Raw genomic sequence first — 20,494 nt, forward strand, 5'->3', positions numbered from 1 at the left:
CCTCATTACCGCAAGGAGGCTGTATGCCATCCATGACTGCCCTGCCCCCCAACGCCGTGTTCGCCGCGGTCGTGTGTGCCCTCGCCGTGCTGGGCCTGCTGTGGGCGGAGCACCGCGAGGCGCGCACGGTGCGCGCGGTGTGCAAGACGGTGGCCAGTACCGCGTTCGTCGCGGTCGCGCTCGCGGCAGGGAACGTCGAGACAACGTATGCCAGGTGGGTGTTGCTCGCGCTGGCCCTGAGCTGGCTGGGCGACGTGCTGCTGCTCGCACAACGCAGCGCGGTGTTCCTCGCGGGGCTGGGTGCGTTCCTGCTGGCGCACGTGGCTTATGCGACGGCGTTCGCCGGTTGGCCGCTGCACGGCGGCGCGTTGCTGGTGGGTGCGGTGTTGATGGTGGGCGTGGGTGCGTTGGTACTGGGCGTGTTCTGGCCCAGGCTCAAGCCGCTCTACCGCGTGGCCGTGCCGGCGTATGTCGTCGCCATCGGCGCGATGTGCACGCTGGCCATCGGCGCGGGCGCGGGCAGCAGCGCGTGGTGGCTGCCGGTGGCGGCACTGGCGTTCGCCGCCTCGGACATCTCGGTGGCACGCGACCGCTTCATCGGCCACGCCTTCGCCAACAAGTTGTGGGGCCTGCCGTTGTACTACGCGGCGCAACTGGTGCTGGCCGCATCGGTGCTCTGGCGGCCGTAGGCGCGGCCCACCCCGAAGGGGGCACTTCGGCGCGGGCGGCGATCAGACACGGCCCATGATCCGCACGTCCACTTCCCCGCGTGTGCGGATTCGTCTTTGGCTTCGTTCTCGGCTTTGCTTTCGGCTTTGTGCGCGCCTTTTTTTCCGGCCTTGTCCAGCCGCAGGAACCGCGCCGCGTTGTTGTAGAAGATGTCGCGCTTCTGCGCCTCACTGAGGAAGTCCGCCGAGGCCACGCCCTCCACCGCCAGCCCGATGGACTCCGGCCAGATCATCTGGTCCGAACCGAACATCAACCGGTCGCCGAAGCCGGCGGTCACCAGCTCACGCAGGTACTGGTGGAACTCCGCGCGCGGGATGATCCAGTTGATCACCGCCACGTCGGCGTACACCTGCGGGTACATGTACAGGATCGCCTTGGTTTCCTGCAGGTACGGCCAGCCGGCGTGCATGATCCACACGCGCAGCTTCGGGTGCTTCTTCAGCATCGGCTCCAGTAACGCCGGGTTGCCCAGGTGGACGCTGAACTTCGGGCAGCACGTGTAGGGCGAGGCCGGCGGCCCCAGCCCGGTGTGCACGCCAACGGGAATGTCGAGCTCTTCCGCCAGCGCCAGGTACGGCTCGAACCACGGATCGCTGAGGTTCAGGCCGTGGTACTGCGCGCCAATCTCGGCCATCACCTTCAACTCGCCACTGGCGAACGCCTTGCGGAGCGTGTCCGGCGGCGGGAGCAGCGTGCGGCCGTCATCCAGGAAGGCACCCGCCCAGATCCGCTCGCCACCGGCGCGGCGCATGCTGCCCATCGCCGCATCCGGTCCGCTCACCAGGCCCAGCACGATGTTGTGCTGGCGCATCTGCTCCAGCGTCAGCCGCTCGCGCTCGACGTCCGTGCTGGCGGTGGTCGGCTTGCCGGTGGCCGGGTTGATCGCGCCCGGAGCGGCCTCGCCCACGTGCAGGTGCACGTCGATGATGGGCAGTGGCTCCGCGGCGCGCAGCGGGATGACGCTGGCGGCGGCCAGGACGAGCGAGGCAATCCATCGGTGCATGCGACCTTCTCCGGGGTGACGGTGATGGCTACGACGGGGCGCGCCTTCGGGAAAGCGCGACCACACGCAGCGTGTCCCGGACAGGTCAACGGGCGCATCGCCGGCCAGAGGCCAGCACGCGGCTGGCCCATCGCCACCGGGGCGTAGAATGCAGGCCTCTCCGTCCATTTATCGCGCGCCGCAGTGGGCGTCGCTGCATGCCCATGGCCCCCTCACCCGCCCTGCCCCCCGCGCCTCCGGCCCCGCCCGCGCCGTCGCTCCGCGGCATGGTGCGCGGCCTGTTCGTGATGCGCGGGCTACCGACGCGGCGCTGGCCCTTCGCCCTGCGCTGCGGCGTGGCGATGGGCCTGCCGATGCTGCTGGGCGTGCTGGCCGGTGACCCCAGTGCCGGCCTGATGGCCGCCACCGGCGGCTTCACCGCGCTGTATGGCAGCGGCCGTCCCTACCTGCGCCGCGCCACGGAACTGGCGCTGATCGCGTTGGCGTTCGCCGTGGCCGTGGGGGTGGGCATCGCCATCGCGCCGCACGCGTGGCTGGTGGTGCCGGTCGTCGCGATGATGGCGATGCTCGCCACGTGGATCGGCAACGCCCTGCGCATCGGGCCACCGGGGGCCTACATGTTCCTGCTCGCCTGCGCGGCGGGCACCGCCATGCATGCGCCGCATCTGAACGCATGGCATGCCGGACTGCTGGTGCTCGGCGGTGGCGCGATCGCGTGGCTGCTGCACATGGGCGGCGTGCTGTTCTGGCCGCGCGGACCTGAAAAATCCGCCGTCACGGCTGCAGCCAGGTCGGTCGGTGATTTCGTCGAAGCCGTCGGCACGCAGGCTGAAAACAGCGCCCGCCATCGAGCGGCCATGGCCCTGCATGACGCGTGGGAAGCGCTGGTGAGTTTCCAACCGGCGTCGGCACGTGCCGACGGCACACTGGGACGATTGCGTGCGCTCAATCGCGAACTGCACCTGCTGTTCGCAGATGCCGTGGGCGCGGCCAGCCGCGGGGAGCCGATTTCGCCGCAGGCATTGGTGCGGGCGCGCGAACTGACCGCCCAAGTGGCGCGCCCCTCGGTCACCGGGGAGCCGCTGGGGCGCGTCGAAGTGCCGCTGGGCCATCCCGACGCGCTCGCCGCGCTGCGCGATGCGCTGCTGCCGGGCACGCCGTCGCGTGGCGTCATCCTGCGTGTGGGCGTGGCGGCGCTCGCCGCCGGCGCATTGGGTGCGGTGTTCCACCTGGAGCGTTCGTACTGGGCGGTGGCGGCCGCGGTGTTGATGCTGCACACCGGCTTGGACTGGACGCGGATGCTCCACCGCAGCGTGGAGCGCCTGACCGGCACCTGGATCGGCCTGCTGCTCGCGGGCGCGATCCTGTCGCTGCATCCGCAGGGCGTGTGGCTGGTCGCCACCGTGGTGGCGCTGCAGTTCACCATCGAGATGCTGGTGATGCGCAACTATGCGCTTGCCGTGATTTTCATCACCAGCGCCGCGCTGACCATTGCCAGCGGCGGCCATCGCATCGACGACCTGGGTGGCTACTTGCTCGCGCGCGGCGTGGACACGCTGGTGGGCTGCGCGATCGCGTTGCTGGTGTTCCGCCTGCTGGCGCCACGCCGCGCGGCCGAGCGCATTCCCGCCCAAATCGCGCATGCCTTTGTGGAGGTGGGCGAGGTCGTGCGCCACCTGGCCCACGCCGAAGTGACCACGCCCGCCGCCCGTGTGGCCCGCCGCGACCTGCAACGCCGCAGCTTCGCCTTGGCGCAGGCGTACGACGACGCGCTGGTCGCCACGCAGGAGCAGCGGCGCCGCGCGGAGGAACTCTGGCCTGCGTTGGCCGCCACCGAGCGGCTGGTCTACCGCACGCTGTCGGCCGCATGGGCATTGGAAAAACTCGGCGGCCCGGCGGCGCGCGATGCCGCCACCACGATGCTCAACGCCGACGACGCCGCGCACGTGCGCAGCGCCCTGGCCGCCCTGGCCAGCGCCGTCCACGGCGGCGCGCCCGTCAAGACCCTGCCGCCCTTGCCCGCGGTGCTGGCGCCCGAACTGCACGCCGTGCACGACAGCCTTCTGGCACGGGCCGTGCCGCCGCGGGACCCGCTCGCCCGCCACGCCTGATCCGCCGCCCTGCGTCCACTTGGCGTGCACAGGGCGACAGGCACGCTGTCCAGGTCCCGTTGCCGCGCAATGACCATGCCCGAGACCATCTACGACGCCCTCCACGAAAGCCACGAGCGCCAGCGCTCGCTGTGCCGCAAGTTGCTGCGCAGCAAGCCGCACACGGCGGCCCGGCAGGCGATCTTCACCGACCTGCGGATCGAACTGGCCGCGCATGCCGCCGCCGAGGAACGCTTCCTTTACGCGCCCATCCTGATGGACGACCTCGGCTTGTCGCCTTCGCGCCACGCGCTGCACGAGCACCACGAGATCGACGAAATCGTCGAGGAAATGCGCAGCAACGACATCTCGGGTCGCGGCTGGATGGCGCGCGCCAAAGCCCTGTCGCACGAAGTGCACCACCACCTGCGCGAAGAAGAAAAGAAGTTCTTCCAGTTGTCGGGCAAGGTGCTGTCCCAGGCGCAGAAACTGAAGTTGGCGAAGAGCTACCGCCGCGACTATGCGCGGATGCTGGCGGTGCTGCGGGGGGAATAAGGAGGCCGCGGACGGCGGGGCGTTACAATCGCGGCCCCTCTGACAGCGCCTTACCCTCCAGGAGCCCCTGATGACGTCGCCGACCAAGGCCCTGGGCATGACCGCCGCCACCGCCCTGGTGGTGGGCAGCATGATCGGCTCGGGCGCGTTCCTGCTGCCGGCCACGCTGGCCCCCTTCGGCGCGGCCAGCCTGCTTGGCTGGGGCATCACCCTAGGCGGCGCGCTGCTGCTGGCACTGACCTTCGCCCGGCTCGCCATGCGCTGGCCCGAGACCGGCGGCCCGTACGTGTATGCCCGCAACGCCTTTGGCCCGCTGGCCGGCTTCGTGGTGGCGTGGAGTTACTGGGTGTCGATGTGGTGCGCCACGGCCGCGATTGCGGTGGCCTTTGCGGGCAGCGTCGGCGCGGTCTTCCCGGAGGCCACTGCCACCACCATGCGCGCCGCGCTGTGTGCGCTGGGCGCGCTCTGGCTGGTCACCGGCATCAACCTGCTGGGCGTGCGCGAGGCGGGCCGCATGCAGGTGCTCACCACCGTACTGAAGCTGCTGCCGCTGGCGCTGTTCGGGCTGGTCGCGCTGTGGTGGGTGGACACCCGCAACTACGTGCCCTTCAACCCCAGTGAGGCGTCCTTGCCCAGCGTTGCCAATGCCACGGTCGCGCTGACGCTGTGGGCCTTCATCGGTCTGGAAGCCAGCACCGTGCCTGCCGGACGCATCGACAATCCGCGCAAGGTGATCCCCCGCGCTACGGTGTTGGGCACCTTGATTGCGGGCGTTGCCACGATCCTCGGGTGCACCGTGGTGCTGGGTGTCCTGCCGGCGGAAGAGGCCGCCCATTCGGCCGCCCCGATGGCCGACGCCGCCACCGCACTGTGGGGCCCCGCAGCGGGCATCGGCCTGGCCCTGGTCATGGCCGTGTCCTGCCTGGGCGCCCTCAACGGCTGGGTGCTGCTCTCCGCGCAGTTGCCGATGGCGCCCGCGCGCGACGGGCTGTTTCCCGCACTGTTCGCCCGCGAGGATGCGCGCGGCACGCCGGCCTTCGGCCTCCTGATGAGCACCGGGCTGGCCACCGCACTGGTCGTGAGCAACTACAGCGGCTCGTTGGTGCAGTTGTTCACCTTTTCTGCCCTGCTCTCGACGGCGGCCACGCTGGTGCCTTACGTGGCGAGCAGCGCGGCGTGGCTGTGGCGTGGCACTGGCATCGCCAGCCGGGTGATGGCGGGGCTGGCCTTGGCCTACAGCATCTACGCCCTGATGGGCATTGGGGGCGAAGCGCTGGCGTGGGGTGCCGCATTGGTCGGCGCCGGCCTGCTGCTGCACGGCTGGAGGCGCTGGCAGGCGGCCTGAAGCCGCGTCCGTGGGGGATTACGCATCGTCCGTCAACGACGACCGTCCGTCGGCGGATGTCCGCCACCGCCCAATTCAGGTTTGCAACGACTTTGTGACGCAAGGCACGCTTCACCTCCTCGTCCTGCAAGGAGCCGCACCGTGCCGACCTCCCTGTATACGCTCGACCGCGCCAGCCTCCTGGACGAAATGGACGATATGGCGACCCGGTGGTCCAGCAACGTCCGGTTGTCACTCAGCGAGGAGGAACTGGCTCGCTACGCCTCACTGAAGGAAGCATTGCGCGAACAGGGTCACTACGACTGCCGCATTGTCCGGGCCCCAAACGCAGCGGGTCAGTACACCGTTGAGTTCGACCCGCTCTGACCCACGTGCAATTCCGATTGGTGTCGCACCGACTACGCCACCAGTGCGGCCAGACAGGCAGTGCGATCGGGTAGCCCAAGGGGACCGCGCACGAGGTGCATTTTTGAAAGTCGCACGTTGCATGCGTGGCTCATGCGACAGGATCCACAGGTACATGCGCGAGGAGCCGGTGGCTCACCCGCTGACGCAGTCCGCGGCAATGACCCGGTGATCCGACGGCCCGCCCGCCGAGCCGCTTACCTTCACCCTGCGCGGGATTGCGCTATGGGCTGCCTTGCGGGCGCACTGGAATGGGCCGCCGCATCGCCGCCACCTCCCAGCGCCAGAAGCCCCAGCCCAGCGCCAGGAACAACGTGGCGGTGGCGACCAGCGCCATGCCATTGGCACTGATCAAGGGCGACAGCACCCCGGCAATCAGCGCGTTGAGTACCAGGCTTGTGAATGCCTGCAACGACGACGCCGAACCGCGCTGGCGCGGGAACATGTCCAGGATGGCCAGCGTGATCACCGGGAACACCAGCGCAATGCCGAAGGCATTGAGGCTCATCGGCAGCACGGCCCATGGCACGCGGGGTATATCCACCAGCCACGTGTACGCCAGGTTGTATGCCATCGCGAGCGCACTGGCGGCAAAGCCCAAGCCGATCAGCCGCGCCCCGCCCACCCGGCCCGCGCTGCGTCCCGAAACCCAGGCCCCCACGGCCATACCCCCGATCGTCGGCACGAAAAACCACGCAAACTGCTGCTCGCTGAGCTTGAGCATGTCGAGCACGAACGCCGGCGCTGACGCGATGTACAGGAACAGCGCGCCGAAGTTGAAGGCCGACGCCGCGGCCAACCGCTGGAAACGCGGATTGAGGAAGATGCCCACGTAGTCGTGCAGCAGCTGGCGCGGCACCAGCGGCAGGCGCGACTCAGGCAGGTGCGTCTCCGGCAGCAGGCGCCACGTCGCCAGCCACAATGCCGCGGAAAACAGCACCAGGAACCAGAAGATGGCCGGCCAGGCACTCCAGCCGAGGATCCAGCCGCCGATCACCGGCGCGATGGCCGGCGCCACGCTGAAGATCATCGACACCTGACTCATCAGCCGCTGCGCATCGTCGCCGTGCAGTACGTCGCGGATCACCGCGCGCCCCACGATCAATCCAACACCGGCCGACAGCCCTTGCAGCGCGCGGAACGCCAGCAGCGTGCCCATGTCACGCGCCAACGCACACCCCACCGATGCCAGCGTGAACACCGCCAGCCCGGAGAGGATTACCTTGCGGCGCCCGATGGCGTCCGACAACGGTCCATGCACCAGGCTCATGAGCGCATACGCCGCGAGATAGACGCTGATCGTCTGCTGCATCGCGACCTTGTCCGCGCCCAACGCCGCGCCCATGGCTGGAAACGCCGGGAAGATCGTGTCGATGGAAAACGGCCCGAACATCGCCAAGCCGCCCAACAGGAGGGCAAGCGTGCGGATGGAGATCGGCAACCCGGGGGGGGCGCCCGACGCGGCGGACGGCGTGGAAGGCATCAAGAGGACTTCGTCATCGGCAGGGCGGCTTCTTGCGTGCGAAGCTGCCACAAGGCTTACAGGATAGCGTCTGGGGCGCCGCTGGACCGTCTCACCTCTGCAATGCCGTATTGCACCGGCAACTCGATCACACGGGCGATTCAGCGCCCAACGCCGCCCGGACGAGAAAGCCCCGCACGGGGCGGGGCTTTTTGTCTCACGTCAATCGCGGGCCAATCAGGCCCACGGATCCTGCAGCACCATCGTGTGCTGGCGGTCCGGACCGGTCGACACGATCGCCAGCGGGCAACCCGACAGCTCTTCCAGCGCACGCAGGTAGGCGCGCGCGGCCGGCGGCAGCTTGTCCCACTCGGTGACGCCATGGGTGTTCTCGGTCCAACCCGGGAACTCCAGGTACACGGGCTCGCACTCCTCCCAGCCCGCCGCGTCCAGCGGCGCGTACTCGGTGGTCTTGCCGCCGTACTTGTAGCCGATGCACACCTTCAGCTTGTCCATGCCGTCCAGCACGTCCAGCTTGGTGATGCACAGGCCGGTGATGCCGTTGATGGCGACGGCGCGCTTGAGCGCGACGATGTCCATCCAACCGCAGCGGCGCGGACGTCCGGTGGTGGCGCCGTACTCGGCGCCACGGTCACGGATGCCCTGGCCCACCTCGTCGTTGAGCTCGGTCGGGAACGGACCACCGCCCACGCGCGTGGCGTACGCCTTGCAGATGCCCAGCACGTAGTCGATCGCATCCGCGCCCACGCCGGTTCCGGCATACGCGCCGCCCACCGTGGTGTTGGACGAGGTCACGTACGGGTAGGTGCCGTGGTCGATGTCCAGCAGCGAACCCTGCGCGCCTTCGAACAGCACGCGCTTGCCCTGCTTGCGCAGGTCATGGAGGATACCGGCCACGTCGGACTTCATCGGCTCGACGTACTCACCGAAGGCCAGCGCTTCGTCCAGCGTCTTCTGGAAGTCCACGGCCTCGACGCCCAGGTACTTGGTCAGGACGAAGTTGTGGTAGTCCATGGTGCTGCGCAGCTTCTCGGCCAGCTCCTTGGGGTAATGCAGGTCGGCCACGCGGATGCCGCGGCGCGCCACCTTGTCTTCGTAGGCCGGGCCGATGCCGCGGCCGGTGGTGCCAATGGCATCCTTGCCGGCAGCCTTCTCGCGGGCCTGATCCAGCGCGATGTGGTACGGCATGATCAGCGGGGTGGCCGGGCTGATCTTCAGGCGCGAACGCACGTCCACGCCGGTGGCTTCCAGCTCGTCGATCTCCTTGCGCAGCGCGGCCGGGCTCAGCACCACGCCGTTGCCGATCAGGCACAGCGCGCCTTCGCGCAGGATGCCCGACGGGATCAGGTGCAGCACGGTCTTCTTGCCGCCGATGACCAGGGTGTGGCCGGCGTTGTGGCCACCCTGGAAGCGCACCACGGCACCGATTTCCTCGGTGAGCAGATCGACGATCTTGCCCTTGCCTTCATCGCCCCACTGGGCACCCAACACCACGACAGACTGACCCATGACTCACTCCAATCAGGTTCCGCCGGGCCGATAGCTTGGGGGGGAAGGCCGGGCAGAAAAGGTGAAGGGCCTGATGGCCCCCCAGACACGGAAAAAGCCGGCGGGGATTCCCCCGGCCGGCTTTTGTGCATTATCCGGGTTTTGGGCCCCGGGGGCCAGTCCTTTCCCAGCCGAATTCCCCGCCTCCGGAGGTCCCTGCCTCGGGTCAGAACCGGTGCCGCACCCACATCAGCGACAGCAGGCCCAGGATGACCACCACCCCGCCAATGGCCCGAAGCCGCCGGTTGGGCATCGCATACAGCTGCTCGGCCGCCCGCTTCCAACCCTGGGGGGCGGCGAACAGCACCAGCCCCTCCAGCACCGCCACCAGGCACAGTGCCGACCACAACTCCTCGGACACGATCAGCGGTCTTTGTTCAGGTATTGCAGGAACGGGTCATTGCGGTCCAGCACGATCACGCCCTGCCCGTCGGCGAACGACTTGCGATAGGCCTCCAGGCTGCGCTGGAAGGCATAGAAGCTCGGATCCTTGTTGGCGGCTGCCGCATACGCCTTGGCCGCCTGCGCATCGCCCTCACCGCGCAGGCGCTGCGCATCGCGCTCGGCCTCGGCGGCGATGACCGCCTGCTCACGGTCCGCCTCGGCGCGCACGGTGTTGGCCTGCTCGGCGCCTTCGGCACGCAGGCGGCTGGCCACCTGCTGGCGCTGGGCGCGCATGCGGCGGTAGACGTCCTGGATCACCTGGCTGTCAGTGGGCAGGTCGATCTGCTTGATGCGCATGTCCACAATGCGGATGCCCATCGTGGCCGCGCCTTCGTTGATCGCCTTCAACTGCTTGCCGATCACTTCCTGGCGATTGCCGGACACCACCTGCTGCAGCGTGCGGGCGTTGATCTCGTTGCGCAGCGAGTCCTTGATGATCGGCGCAAGGCGCGCCACGGCCACCGACTCGTCGCCGCCGGTCGCGCGGTAGAACGCGCGCGAATCTTCGATCATGCCCACGGCGAAGAAGTCCACGCTGACGTCCTTGCGCTCGGAGGTCAGGTAGCGCTCGGGCTCGGCGTCCAGCACCTGCAGGCGGCGGTCGAACACGCGTGCGGTTTCCACCAGCGGGAACTTGAAGTGCAGCCCCGGCCCGATGTCACTGCGGACCACGCGGCCGAACTGCAGCACCATGCCGGTCTGCCCTTCGTTGACGATGTACAGCGAGCCCATCAGCGCCAGCAGCACGGCCACCGCGGTGGCGACCCAGAACGAGACCTTCATCGGGTGACCTCCTCACGGCCGGTGGGGCGTGGCGTGCGGCCACTGCGGGTGGATTGCTCGGCTGCCTGTTCAATGGCGGTCACGGTCGGTGCCAGGGTTTCCGGCGACAGCGAACCGCTGGCAGCGGTGCCGCCCTTCGCGGGCTCCATCGGCACGTAGATCAGCTGGCGCGAGTCGCCGCCTACGACCTTGCGGTTGTCGGCCAGCACTTCCTGCACGGTCTCCAGCCACAGGCGCTTGCGGGTGACCTCGGGCGCGGCCTGGTACTGGTCGACCAGCAGCGAGAAGCGGTCGGCGTCACCCTGCGCCCGCGCGATCGTCGCGGTCTTGTAGCCCTCGGCGACGGTGCGCACGCGCGCGGCCTGGCCGCGGGCTTCCGGCACCACCTGCGCGGCGTACGCGCGGGCTTCGCTGATCAGGCGGTCCTTGTCCTGCTGGGCGCTGTTGACGTCGTCGAAGGCCGGCTTGACCTCCTCCGGCGGACGCGCGTTGGGCAGGTTGAGTTCGGTAACAGCGAGACCCGTGCGGTAGGCCTCCAGCGACTTCTGCAGCTGGTCACGCGCGGACACGGCCAGCGCGTTGCGCGCGCCCAGCACGGTGTCCAGCGTGGAGCGGCCGACCTGCTCGCGCACGGTGCTCAGCGCGGCCTGCGCCAGCATGGCGTCGCCGTCGCGGGTGCCGAACAGGTACAGCTGCGGGTCGCTGACCCGGTACTGCACGTTGATCTCGACCAGCACGATGTTCTCGTCGGCGGTCAGCACCGGCACGTTTTCGCTGAAGGTCTTGATCTGGGTGGCGTTGATCTTGGTCACGCGCTCGATCGGCCACGGCAGCTTGAAGTGCGGGCCGGGCTGCATCACGCGCGCGAACTGGCCAAAGCGCAGCACCACGCCGCGCTGCTGTTCGGTGATCAGCACGAAGCAGTTGAAGACCAGCCACAGGCCAATGACGATGGCCACCCAGCGCAGGATGCTGCCGCTGCCGCCACCGCCGTCGAACAGGCCGCGCAGGGGGTCCAGAAGGGCGTCCAGACCGCGTCCGCCGGGACCGCGACGCGGCGAACGGCCGTTCGAGCCGCCCGAATTGCTACTGCCAGGGGTGTTCCAGGCCATGCCTGCTCCATGTAGTGAAACGAACCGGCAGGCGCGGCGGAGCCGTCCTGCAGGCGCGGGTCGATTCTAGGTGGGGGCTCCGGCGGCCTCAAGCAAGGGCCGCAGCGGCTCGCCGTGCGGCTGGGCGAACAGGCGCTGCGCATCGGCCAGCGCGATGTCCACCTGCAGGCGCCAGCCATGCTCGTCGCCGTGCTCGCTGCGCACCGCCCCCAGCTCGTGCAGGCGCGTCCGCAACCTTGCCGCTTGTGGCGGAATGCGCACCTCGCCGCGTACGTGGCGCAGTTCCAGCGCCTCCGCCATGGCGGTGTGCAGCAGGTCCAGGCCGACGCCGTCGCGCGCGGACAGCCAGACCCGCATCGGACCCTCGCCCGGCTGGTCCAGCCGTGGCGCGGTGCCTTCGAGCCGGTCGATCTTGTTGAACACCAGCACCTGCGGGATGTCGCCGGCGCCGATTTCGGCCAGCACCGAGTTGACCTGGGCGATGCGCTCATCGCGCAGCGGGTCCGCGGCGTCGATGACGTGCAGCAGCAGGTCCGCCTCGCGCGATTCGGACAAGGTGGAGCGGAACGCCGCCACCAGCGCGTGCGGCAGGTCTCGCACGAAACCCACGGTGTCGGCCAGGGTCACGCTGCCGCCGGACAGGTTGATGCGCCGCACCGTCGGGTCCAGCGTGGCGAACAACTGGTCCGCGGCGTAGGCCTCCGCACCCGTCAGTGCATTGAACAGGGTCGATTTGCCGGCATTGGTGTAACCCACCAGCGCCACCCGCGGCATCTCGCTGCGCAGGCGCGCACGGCGCATCTGCGTACGCTGCACCTCGACCTTTTCCAGCCGCCGCTGCAAAGACTCCAGCCGCGCCTGAAGCATGCGGCGGTCCAGCTCCAGCTGCGTTTCGCCCGGGCCGCGCAGGCCGATGGCACCGCCGCGCTGGCGCTCCAGGTGGGTCCAGCCACGGACCAGCCGCGTGGACATGTGGCGCAGTTGTGCCAACTCCACCTGCAACTTGCCTTCATGGCTGTGCGCACGCTGGGCAAAGATGTCCAGGATCAGACCGGTACGGTCCACCACGCGCCGCTGCAGCGCACGCTCCAGGTTGCGCTCCTGGGTGGGCGTCAGCGCGAAATTGACCAGGATGAGGTCGGCGCCGGTGGCCTCGACCGCCGCCTTGATCTCTTCCAGCTTGCCGCTGCCGATCAACGTGGCGGCATTGGGCCGATCGACGCGCGCGGTCATGACCGCCGCGATCGTCGCGCCGGCCGACCGCGCCAGGTCGGTGAATTCCTCCAGCAACCCTTCGTCGGGCGGTCCGCCGGCGTGCGGCTGGATCAGCAGCGCGTGCTCGCCCTTGCGGGATCTCTCAAAAAACACGCGTGCTCACTTCCCGGAACGGCCAGACAGGCCGTTATTCTGCCTCGTCGGCGTCCTCGCCGCCTTCACCCGGGTGCACCTGGCCACCGCCCGGCCCCACGCGCACGTTGCGCGCCGGCACCACGGTGGAAATGGCGTGCTTGTAGACCATCTGGCTGACCGTGTTGCGCAGCAGCACCACGAACTGGTCGAAGGACTCGATGGTGCCCTGCAGCTTGATGCCGTTGACCAGGTAAACCGAGACGGGCACGCGTTCGCGGCGCAGAGCGTTCAGGAAAGGATCCTGCAAGGACTGTCCCTTGGACATCAGAGTGTTCCCCAACAAATAGAGTTCTAGTTATGGGCGGGGCCTCCCTGGCCATCCGCGTCGCCGGTAGCTGTCCCCACAGCGGCGATGGGCCGATGGTAACGCAAACCCGGGGGTTGGGAAGTTGCCTGCCGGGATGAATTGCGCGACGGCGGTCGCACTCGCGTGGTCAATGCGGTCGAGATGCCGGCAGGAACATCGCCAGTGCTTGCTCCAGCCCTTCGCGCTGCGTGGCCGGATCGAACCAGCGGGCGTCCAGCTCCCCGCGCAGCCAGGTGAGCTGGCGCTTGGCCAGCTGTCGGGTGGCGAAGATGCCGCGATCGCGAAACTCCGACGCGCTGTTGCGGCCGTCCAGATGCTCCCACGCCTGCCGGTACCCCACGGCGCGCAGGGCGGGCAGCTCCAGCGGCGCCGGGTGGGCCTGCAGTTCCGGCAGGGCCCGCAGCGACCGCACTTCATCCAGGAAGCCTGCCGCCAGCATGGCGTCGAACCGTTGTTCGATGCGCGCGTGCAGCACGGACCGCTCGGCCGGGGCCAGCACCAATTTGAGCACGCGGAATGGCAGGCGCGGCATCGCCAGGCCCTCGCGCCGCCATTCCGTGATGGTGCGACCGGACAGGCGGTAGACCTCCAGGGCTCGCTGGATGCGCTGGGCGTCGGTGGCATGGATTCGGCGGGCGGCCTCGGGATCAATCGCCGCCAATTCGGCGTGCAGTTCGGCCCAACCCCGCTCGGACGCCTCTTGTTCCAACTGGGTCCGCATGGCCGGGTCGGCCTCAGGCATCGGCGACAGCCCGTGCAGCAGGGCGTGGAAGTACAGACCCGTGCCCCCGGCCAGCACCGGGACGCGGCCGCGCGAGGCGATGTCATCCATCGCCTGCCGGGCATCCTGGGCGAAATCGGCTGCCGAATACGGCTGCCACGGGTCGCGCACGTCGATCAGGTGGTGCGGCACCCGCTGTTGCTCGGCGCCTGTGGGCTTGGCCGAGCCGATGTCCAGCCCCCGGTACACCAGCGCCGAATCGACGCTGACGATTTCCCCGCCCAGTCGTTCGGCCCAGTCGAGGGCAAGCGCGGTCTTGCCCGAGGCGGTCGGCCCCATCAGGGCAATGGCAACGGGTCGGTGATCCAGATGCTCGACGGTCATGGCAGGCAGATCATGCGGCATCGCGTTCCGGCGCGTGATGGGGCAACGGCACGGTGATCGTTGCACTCAGTGTGGGTTCTCACGCAACGACGCCCGCACCTGCTGGTGCGTCACCTGCACTTCGTGCGGCGGCGCCTTGTCGAGCAGGCTGACCACCACGATCGCCAGCGTCGCCACGATGAAGCCGGGCACGATTTCGTACATGGCGCTGCCAGTCTGTTTCCACAGGATCACAGTCAGCGCACCTGCCACCATGCCCGCAAGCGCGCCATTGCGGGTCATCCGCTGCCAAACCAGCGACAGGATCACCACCGGCCCGAATGCCGCGCCGAAGCCGGCCCAGGCATAACTCACCAGGCCCAGCACGCGGCTGTCAGGGTTGCGGGCAATAGCAATTGCCAACAGCGCCACCGCCAGCACGGCGGCGCGCCCGACCCAGACCAGCTCACGCTGCCCCGCCTGCGGTCGCAGGAAGCCCCGGTAGAAATCCTCGGTGATGGCGCTGGAACAGACCAGCAACTGGCACGACAGCGTGCTCATCACCGCCGCCAGGATGGCCGACAGCAGCACGCCGGCGATCCACGGGTTGAACAACTGCTCGGACAGGGTGATGAACACCCGCTCCGGGTTCTGGGTGACCGGACCGGCCGCCTCCGGGTGCGCGGCGTAATGCGCGATGCCGAAGAAGCCCACCGCGATCGCGCCGGCCAGGCACAGCACCATCCAGGTCATGCCGATGCGCCGCGCCTTGGGAATCGAACTCACGTGGTCGGCCGCCATGAAGCGCGCCAGGATGTGCGGCTGGCCGAAGTACCCCAGGCCCCACGCGGCCGCGGACACCACGGCGATCAGACCTCCCGACCCCACCCAGTCCAGGCGGGTCGGGTCGACCTGCTCGATCAGCGCCAGGCTGGGCTGCAAACCGCCATTGCTGAGCACCACGATGATCGGGGTCAGCACCAGCGCGAAGATCATCAGCGAGGCCTGCACGGTGTCGGTCCAGCTCACCGCCAGGAAGCCGCCGATCAGCGTGTACGCAATCGTCGCCGCCGCGCCATACCACAACGCCTGCGCATACGGCACGCCGAACACCGTCTCGAACAGCCGCGCGCCCGCCACGATGCCCGAGGCGCAATACACCGCGAAGAACACCAGGATCACCAGCGCCGAGAAGATGCGCAGCAGCCGACGGTCGTCGGCGAATCGGTGGGTGAAATAGTCCGGCAGGGTCAGTGCGTTGCGGGTGCGTTCGGTGTAGACCCGCAGCGGCCCGGCGACGTAGCGCCAGTTGAGGTACGCGCCCACGGTCAGGCCGATGGCGATCCACGCCTCCGACAGGCCGGTCAGGTACAACGCGCCGGGCAGGCCCATCAGCAGCCAGCCGCTCATGTCCGATGCACCGGCCGACAGCGCGGTGACAAAGCTGCCCAGCGAACGGCCACCCAGGATGTAGTCGTCGAAGTTGCGCGTGGACCGCCAGGCAATGAACCCGATCATGACCATGGCAATGAGGTACAGCCCGAAGGTCACGAGCAGCGGCGTGCTGGCGGTCATCTGGTTACTTCCCCTGGATCAGCCCGGGAGCTTACCTCAGCGCGGACGCGCTGCGCCGTCCATGGCCGGGATGATCGATGCGGCGATGCACAACCCGGCAGCGTCGCCCCGCGCGTCCACGGCGGTTGTGCACAATGCCTGTGGACAACCGCCGGGATAAGCTTGGGGACCAAACGCCACGGCCCAGCAACCACGGGGTGTGCAATAGGTTTGGCGAAAATTTCACCACACGAAAAATCAGTATTTTCGAATCGCATCCGGTTGTGCACACAGCCTGTGGACAACCATTTGGATGACGATGTGGGCAACGGCGTGCGGCCCTTGCAGGACGGGCGTGTCAACAGGTTTGGCTAATTTTTAGCCACACAAAAACACAACGAAATTGCTTGACATGCGCGAGGAAAACCGCGCCCCGTCACTCATCGTCCGGCCAGCGGATCGCAGGTGCTCCGCCGCGTGCACGCGGCATCGGCTGTGCTGCCACGGCATTCCAGACCTTCAGCGCATCCACGGTTTCGGCCACGTCGTGCACGCGCAGCAGCATCGCTCCGCGTTGCGCCGCGATCAGGTGCGCGGCCACGGAACCGGCGACGCGCTCTCGCGGCACGTCGCGTCCGGTGATCTCGCCGATGCTGCGCTTGCGCGACAGACCGGCCAGCACGGGCACGCCCAGGTCGACGAAGCGCTCCAGTTGCGCCAGCAGCGCCAGGTTGTGTTGCGTGTCCTTGCCGAAGCCGAAACCCGGGTCGACGATCAGGTGCTTCTTGGGGATCCCTGCCATTTCCGCAGCGAACAGGCGTTCGGCCAGGAAGCGGTGCACCTCCGCCACGACGTCATCGTAGAGCGGCGCGCCCTGCATTGAACGCGGCTCGCCCTGCATGTGCATCAGCACCACTGGGACGCCCAGTGACGCCGCGGCATCCAACGCACCCTCCTGCCGGAGGCCGTAGACGTCGTTGATCATGCCCGCACCGGCTTCCACCGCCGCGCGCATGACCTCGGGCTTGTAGGTGTCCACGCTGATTGGCAGCGAGGTGGCCTCGCGCAGGCGCTGGACCAGCGGCACCACCCGTCGCAGTTCCTCGTCGAGCGATACGGCCGCGGCCCCCGGGCGCGTGGATTCGCCGCCCACGTCCAGGATGTCCGCACCCTCCTCGGCCAGGCGGATGCCGTGCGCGACCGCCGCCTCTAGCGTGTCGTGCTCGCCGCCGTCCGAGAATGAGTCCGGCGTGATGTTGACGATGCCCATCACCCGCGGGCGGTCGAGGACCAGCCTGCGGCCGTTGCAGTCCAGCGAAGGCGCAATGTCGAACATGGGCGTCATCCAGCAAGCAGGGGTACGCAGACTACCAACAGCGGCGGCACAAGCGGTACGGCCGTGAGCGACCGGACCCGCCGCACGTCAGTGTGAGGCTGGCACCACGGTCCAGCAGCAAGCGGCGTGATCAAGGCGGCGGCTTCGGATCGCGGGACCGCAATACCGCGCCCTGAGAGTCCCCGCATGTCACTGCCGGGCCTCGATCACCGTCAGGACGCGGCCCGCCGGAAAAGCAGAAGGCCGGGACAAGCCCGGCCTTCCACGTATCGATCCGCGCGGCAGGAATCAGGTCTGCGCCGCCGCGCCGCCAATCGCGCCGCCGGGCGTTTCCGCATCGTCCTTCGTCGAGCGGCCGGACTTGGTCCACTCCGCCGGCGGGCCCGGTACACGCCCGGCCATGATGTCGTCGATCTGGCGCGCGTCGATGGTTTCGTACTGCAGCAGCGCGTCCGCCATCACGTGCAGCTTGTCCAGGTTGTCCTGGAGGATGTGCGTGGTGCGCGCGTAGGCCTTGTCCAGGATGTCGCGCACCACTTCATCGATGCGGCGCGCGGTTTCGTTGGACACGTTCTTGTGCTGGGTCACCGAGCGGCCGAGGAACACTTCGTCCTCTTCCTCGCCATAGGCAATCGGGCCCATGGCGTCGCTGAGGCCCCACTTGGTGACCATGTTGCGGGCCATCTTGGTGGCGCGCTCGATGTCGTTGGAGGCACCGGTGGTGACCTTGTCGGTACCGAAGATGAGTTCCTCGGCAACGCGCCCGCCGTACAGCGAGCACAACTGCGACTCGATTGCGACCTTGTTCATCGAGTACTTGTCACCTTCCGGCAGGTACATCGTCACGCCCAGCGCGCGCCCGCGCGGAATGATCGTGACCTTGTAGACCGGGTCGTGCTCGGGGACGATGCGGCCGACGATGGCATGGCCGGCCTCGTGGTAGGCGGTGAGCTTCTTCTCTTCCTCGCTCATCGCCATCGAGCGGCGCTCGGCGCCCATCAGGATCTTGTCGCGGGCACGGTCGAAGTGGTCCATGCGGACTTCCTTCGCGTTCTCGCGCGCGGCGAACAGGGCCGCCTCGTTGCACAGGTTGGCCAGGTCGGCGCCGGAGAAACCGGGGGTGCCGCGGGCGATGGTCATCGGCTCCACGTCCTCGTCCAGCGGCAGCTTGCGCATGTGCACGCGCAGGATCTGCTCGCGGCCCTTCACGTCGGGCAGGCCCACGACAACCTGGCGGTCGAAGCGGCCCGGACGCAACAGCGCCGGGTCCAGAACGTCCGGACGGTTGGTCGCGGCGATCACGATTACGCCCTCGCCTCCTTCGAAGCCGTCCATCTCGACCAGTAACTGGTTGAGGGTCTGCTCGCGCTCGTCGTGGCCGCCGCCCAGGCCGGCACCGCGATGGCGGCCGACGGCGTCGATCTCGTCGATGAAGATGATGCACGGCGCGTGCTTCTTGGCCGTCTCGAACATGTCGCGCACGCGGCTGGCGCCCACGCCCACGAACATCTCGACGAAGTCCGAACCGGAGATGCTGAAGAACGGCACCTTGGCCTCGCCGGCGATGGCGCGGGCGAGCAGGGTCTTGCCGGTGCCCGGCGGGCCGACCATCAGCACGCCGCGCGGGATCTTGCCGCCCAGCTTCTGGAACTTGGAGGGGTCGCGCAGGAACTCGACCAGCTCGCCGACCTCCTCCTTGGCCTCGTCGCAGCCGGCCACGTCGGCGAAGGTCACCTTCACCTCGTTCTCGCCTTGCATCTTGGCCCGCGACTTGCCGAAGCTCATCGCGCCCTTGCCGCCGCCCTGCTGCATCTGGCGCATGAAATACACCCAGATGCCAATGAACAGCAGCCACGGCAGGATGTTGATCAGGATGTACATCAGCGACGGGCCGCTGGCCGGCGGGGTCTGCTCGATGGCGACCTTGTGCTGGATCAGGTCGTTGACCAGGTCCTTGTCGCCCGGGTTGTACGTGGTGAAGGACTTGCCGTCCTTGAACTGGCCACTGATGGTGGTCCGGTCCTCGGCAATCGTCACCTTGGCGACGCGGTCGTTCTGCACCTGCTGCACGAACTGGTCATACGCCAGCGTCTCGCTGACGGCAGTGCGCGGACCGAATGCCTGGAACACCACCATCAATACGACGGCGACGATCACCCAGAGCAGCAGATTCTTGGCCAAATCGTTCATGTGCCTACCTTACGCGCAACCGTCCGCCGAAACATTGTCAAAACCCGCCATTCGCTGAACGGCGCCACTGTACCCTCGCGCAGGGATGCCCTACTTCGGCACGGCCCGCTTGCCCTGTGCCAGCGCGTACACCTCGGGCGACCGCTTGCGCGACGCCTCCGGCTTGCGGATCGCGACCTTGTCGTAGCGCTTGCGCAGCTCACGTACGTAGTCGTCGAACCCCACACCCTGGAACAGCTTGATCAGGAACGTACCGCCGGTGCGCAGGTGCTTGTCGGCGAAGTCCATGGCCAGCTCCGACAGGTACAGCGCCCGCGGCATGTCCACCGCGTCCACTCCGCTCTTATTGGGGGCCATGTCCGAAAGCACAAGGTCCACCGGTTTGTCGCCCACCATGGTCTCAAGCTGGGCGAGGACTTCATCGTCCCGAAAGTCACCCTGCAGGAACTCCACCCCCGCCATGGGCGCCATGGGCAGGATGTCGATGGCGATGACCCGGCCACTGCCTGCCAGGCGCGCCTGCACCAGCTGCGACCAGCTGCCCGGGGCCGAGCCCAGGTCGACCACGGTCATGCCCGGCTTGAGCAGACGGTCGCGGTCGATCAGCTCTTCGAGCTTGTAGATGGCGCGCGAACGGGCGCCCTCCTTCTTGGCCTTCTTCACGAAGGGGTCGGAGACGTGCTCCTGCAACCATCGCTGACTGCTTTTGCTGCGGGTGGCCATGGCGATGCGGGTGGGGGAAGGCCGTCATGATACCCTGAGCGCCCCGCCACACCCCTTTTGCGTGCCTCGATGTCGACCGTGCTCACTTCTGCCCAGACCCGCTTCCTGCGTGGCCAGGCCCATGACCTGAAGGCGATGTTGCAGGTGGGAGGCAAGGGCATCACGGACGCGCTGGTGGCGGAAGTGGACCTGGCGCTGGAGCACCATGAGCTGATCAAGGTGAAGGTCGGCGCGGCGGACCGCGAGGCCCGTGACACCATGATCGACGAGCTGGCCGAGCGGACGGGTGCCGCGCTGGTACAGCGTATCGGCCACACCGCCGTGCTGTACCGCCCGAGCAAGGACCGACGCCAGATCGTGCTGCCCCGCTCCTGAGCCGGGCCGCCGGAGCGC

At 68.3% G+C, this 20,494-nt stretch carries 19 protein-coding genes; 6 read left to right on the forward strand and 13 right to left on the reverse strand.

Annotation, left to right across the window (positions count from 1 at the left end; translation table 11 throughout):
• Window positions 1-32 precede the first annotated feature (32 nt).
• Entirely contained in the window at window positions 33-689 is a 657-nt protein-coding gene (locus tag ACYVBS_RS00735) for a lysoplasmalogenase (RefSeq protein ID WP_460821158.1), read from the forward strand.
• On the opposite strand, the gene ACYVBS_RS00740 is transcribed toward ACYVBS_RS00735, so the two are convergent.
• Window positions 641-1,732: an amidohydrolase family protein gene (locus tag ACYVBS_RS00740; protein WP_460821159.1), complete on the reverse strand. Its 1,092-nt coding sequence runs from the start codon at window positions 1,730-1,732 to the stop codon at window positions 641-643. The two genes, ACYVBS_RS00735 and ACYVBS_RS00740, sit on opposite strands and share 49 nt — an antisense overlap.
• Window positions 1,733-1,929: 197 nt before the next feature.
• On the opposite strand from ACYVBS_RS00740, the gene ACYVBS_RS00745 reads away from it, so the two are divergent.
• From ACYVBS_RS00745 to ACYVBS_RS00760, 4 genes are all read left to right on the forward strand, one after another.
• On the forward strand, window positions 1,930-3,843 hold the full coding sequence (locus ACYVBS_RS00745) for an FUSC family protein (protein WP_460821161.1): 1,914 nt from the start codon (window positions 1,930-1,932) through the stop codon (window positions 3,841-3,843).
• Window positions 3,844-3,918: 75 nt separating this feature from the next.
• Window positions 3,919-4,377, forward strand: a complete 459-nt coding sequence (locus tag ACYVBS_RS00750) for a hemerythrin domain-containing protein (protein ID WP_460821162.1) — start codon at window positions 3,919-3,921, stop codon at window positions 4,375-4,377.
• Between the two features lie 70 nt (window positions 4,378-4,447).
• Complete coding sequence (locus ACYVBS_RS00755; protein ID WP_460821163.1) at window positions 4,448-5,722, forward strand: amino acid permease; 1,275 nt, start codon at window positions 4,448-4,450, stop codon at window positions 5,720-5,722.
• A 141-nt stretch (window positions 5,723-5,863) separates the two neighbouring features.
• Entirely contained in the window at window positions 5,864-6,088 is a 225-nt protein-coding gene (locus ACYVBS_RS00760) for a hypothetical protein (protein WP_460821164.1), read from the forward strand.
• 262 nt (window positions 6,089-6,350) lie between these two features.
• Here ACYVBS_RS00760 and ACYVBS_RS00765 read toward each other — a convergent pair whose 3' ends face one another.
• The 12 genes from ACYVBS_RS00765 to rlmE all read right to left on the reverse strand — a co-directional run bounded on the left by ACYVBS_RS00765 (window position 6,351) and on the right by rlmE (window position 20,101).
• Window positions 6,351-7,610, reverse strand: a complete 1,260-nt coding sequence (locus ACYVBS_RS00765) for a multidrug effflux MFS transporter (RefSeq protein WP_460821165.1) — start codon at window positions 7,608-7,610, stop codon at window positions 6,351-6,353.
• Between the two features lie 216 nt (window positions 7,611-7,826).
• A complete protein-coding gene (locus ACYVBS_RS00770) occupies window positions 7,827-9,119 on the reverse strand; it encodes an adenylosuccinate synthase (protein WP_460821166.1) in 1,293 nt (430 codons plus the stop codon).
• Window positions 9,120-9,324: 205 nt separating this feature from the next.
• Window positions 9,325-9,519 (reverse strand): DUF2065 domain-containing protein, encoded by a 195-nt coding sequence (locus ACYVBS_RS00775; RefSeq protein WP_460821168.1) that lies wholly within the window; start codon window positions 9,517-9,519, stop codon window positions 9,325-9,327.
• A gap of 2 nt (window positions 9,520-9,521) precedes the next feature.
• Window positions 9,522-10,385 (reverse strand): protease modulator HflC, encoded by an 864-nt coding sequence (gene hflC / locus ACYVBS_RS00780; protein WP_460821169.1) that lies wholly within the window; start codon window positions 10,383-10,385, stop codon window positions 9,522-9,524.
• Window positions 10,382-11,497, reverse strand: coding sequence for an FtsH protease activity modulator HflK (gene hflK / locus ACYVBS_RS00785; protein ID WP_460821171.1), 1,116 nt, complete (start codon window positions 11,495-11,497; stop codon window positions 10,382-10,384). Before hflK ends, hflC begins: the two co-directional genes overlap by 4 nt.
• Window positions 11,498-11,563: 66 nt before the next feature.
• Entirely contained in the window at window positions 11,564-12,865 is a 1,302-nt protein-coding gene (gene hflX / locus ACYVBS_RS00790; RefSeq protein WP_460821172.1) for a ribosome rescue GTPase HflX, read from the reverse strand.
• A 34-nt stretch (window positions 12,866-12,899) separates the two neighbouring features.
• Window positions 12,900-13,172, reverse strand: a complete 273-nt coding sequence (gene hfq, locus ACYVBS_RS00795; protein WP_460821173.1) for an RNA chaperone Hfq — start codon at window positions 13,170-13,172, stop codon at window positions 12,900-12,902.
• 169 nt (window positions 13,173-13,341) lie between these two features.
• Window positions 13,342-14,319: a tRNA (adenosine(37)-N6)-dimethylallyltransferase MiaA gene (gene miaA / locus ACYVBS_RS00800; protein ID WP_460821174.1), complete on the reverse strand. Its 978-nt coding sequence runs from the start codon at window positions 14,317-14,319 to the stop codon at window positions 13,342-13,344.
• 66 nt (window positions 14,320-14,385) lie between these two features.
• Window positions 14,386-15,873, reverse strand: coding sequence for a sodium/proline symporter PutP (putP, locus tag ACYVBS_RS00805; protein ID WP_460821176.1), 1,488 nt, complete (start codon window positions 15,871-15,873; stop codon window positions 14,386-14,388).
• 415 nt (window positions 15,874-16,288) lie between these two features.
• Entirely contained in the window at window positions 16,289-17,188 is a 900-nt protein-coding gene (folP, locus tag ACYVBS_RS00810) for a dihydropteroate synthase (RefSeq protein WP_460821178.1), read from the reverse strand.
• A gap of 288 nt (window positions 17,189-17,476) precedes the next feature.
• Complete coding sequence (gene ftsH / locus ACYVBS_RS00815) at window positions 17,477-19,378, reverse strand: ATP-dependent zinc metalloprotease FtsH (protein ID WP_460821179.1); 1,902 nt, start codon at window positions 19,376-19,378, stop codon at window positions 17,477-17,479.
• Between the two features lie 90 nt (window positions 19,379-19,468).
• Window positions 19,469-20,101, reverse strand: coding sequence for a 23S rRNA (uridine(2552)-2'-O)-methyltransferase RlmE (gene rlmE / locus ACYVBS_RS00820; RefSeq protein ID WP_460821181.1), 633 nt, complete (start codon window positions 20,099-20,101; stop codon window positions 19,469-19,471).
• 69 nt (window positions 20,102-20,170) lie between these two features.
• Between rlmE and yhbY the strand changes: the two genes are divergently transcribed.
• Window positions 20,171-20,476 (forward strand): ribosome assembly RNA-binding protein YhbY, encoded by a 306-nt coding sequence (yhbY, locus tag ACYVBS_RS00825; protein WP_460821182.1) that lies wholly within the window; start codon window positions 20,171-20,173, stop codon window positions 20,474-20,476.
• Window positions 20,477-20,494 lie beyond the last annotated feature (18 nt).

Source organism: Lysobacter olei (assembly GCF_054777355.1).

Bases quoted from the DNA above. Each gene is read 5' to 3' on its own strand.
- ACYVBS_RS00735 (WP_460821158.1), top strand. From the start codon at position 33: ATGACTGCCCTGCCCCCCAACGCCGTGTTCGCCGCGGTCGTGTGTGCC.
- ACYVBS_RS00740 (WP_460821159.1), bottom strand. From the start codon at position 1,732: ATGCACCGATGGATTGCCTCGCTCGTCCTGGCCGCCGCCAGCGTCATC.
- ACYVBS_RS00745 (WP_460821161.1), top strand. From the start codon at position 1,930: ATGCCCATGGCCCCCTCACCCGCCCTGCCCCCCGCGCCTCCGGCCCCG.
- ACYVBS_RS00750 (WP_460821162.1), top strand. From the start codon at position 3,919: ATGCCCGAGACCATCTACGACGCCCTCCACGAAAGCCACGAGCGCCAG.
- ACYVBS_RS00755 (WP_460821163.1), top strand. From the start codon at position 4,448: ATGACGTCGCCGACCAAGGCCCTGGGCATGACCGCCGCCACCGCCCTG.
- ACYVBS_RS00765 (WP_460821165.1), bottom strand. From the start codon at position 7,610: ATGCCTTCCACGCCGTCCGCCGCGTCGGGCGCCCCCCCCGGGTTGCCG.
- ACYVBS_RS00770 (WP_460821166.1), bottom strand. From the start codon at position 9,119: ATGGGTCAGTCTGTCGTGGTGTTGGGTGCCCAGTGGGGCGATGAAGGC.
- hflC (WP_460821169.1), bottom strand. From the start codon at position 10,385: ATGAAGGTCTCGTTCTGGGTCGCCACCGCGGTGGCCGTGCTGCTGGCG.
- hflK (WP_460821171.1), bottom strand. From the start codon at position 11,497: ATGGCCTGGAACACCCCTGGCAGTAGCAATTCGGGCGGCTCGAACGGC.
- hfq (WP_460821173.1), bottom strand. From the start codon at position 13,172: ATGTCCAAGGGACAGTCCTTGCAGGATCCTTTCCTGAACGCTCTGCGC.
- miaA (WP_460821174.1), bottom strand. From the start codon at position 14,319: ATGACCGTCGAGCATCTGGATCACCGACCCGTTGCCATTGCCCTGATG.
- putP (WP_460821176.1), bottom strand. From the start codon at position 15,873: ATGACCGCCAGCACGCCGCTGCTCGTGACCTTCGGGCTGTACCTCATT.
- folP (WP_460821178.1), bottom strand. From the start codon at position 17,188: ATGTTCGACATTGCGCCTTCGCTGGACTGCAACGGCCGCAGGCTGGTC.
- ftsH (WP_460821179.1), bottom strand. From the start codon at position 19,378: ATGAACGATTTGGCCAAGAATCTGCTGCTCTGGGTGATCGTCGCCGTC.
- rlmE (WP_460821181.1), bottom strand. From the start codon at position 20,101: ATGGCCACCCGCAGCAAAAGCAGTCAGCGATGGTTGCAGGAGCACGTC.
- yhbY (WP_460821182.1), top strand. From the start codon at position 20,171: ATGTCGACCGTGCTCACTTCTGCCCAGACCCGCTTCCTGCGTGGCCAG.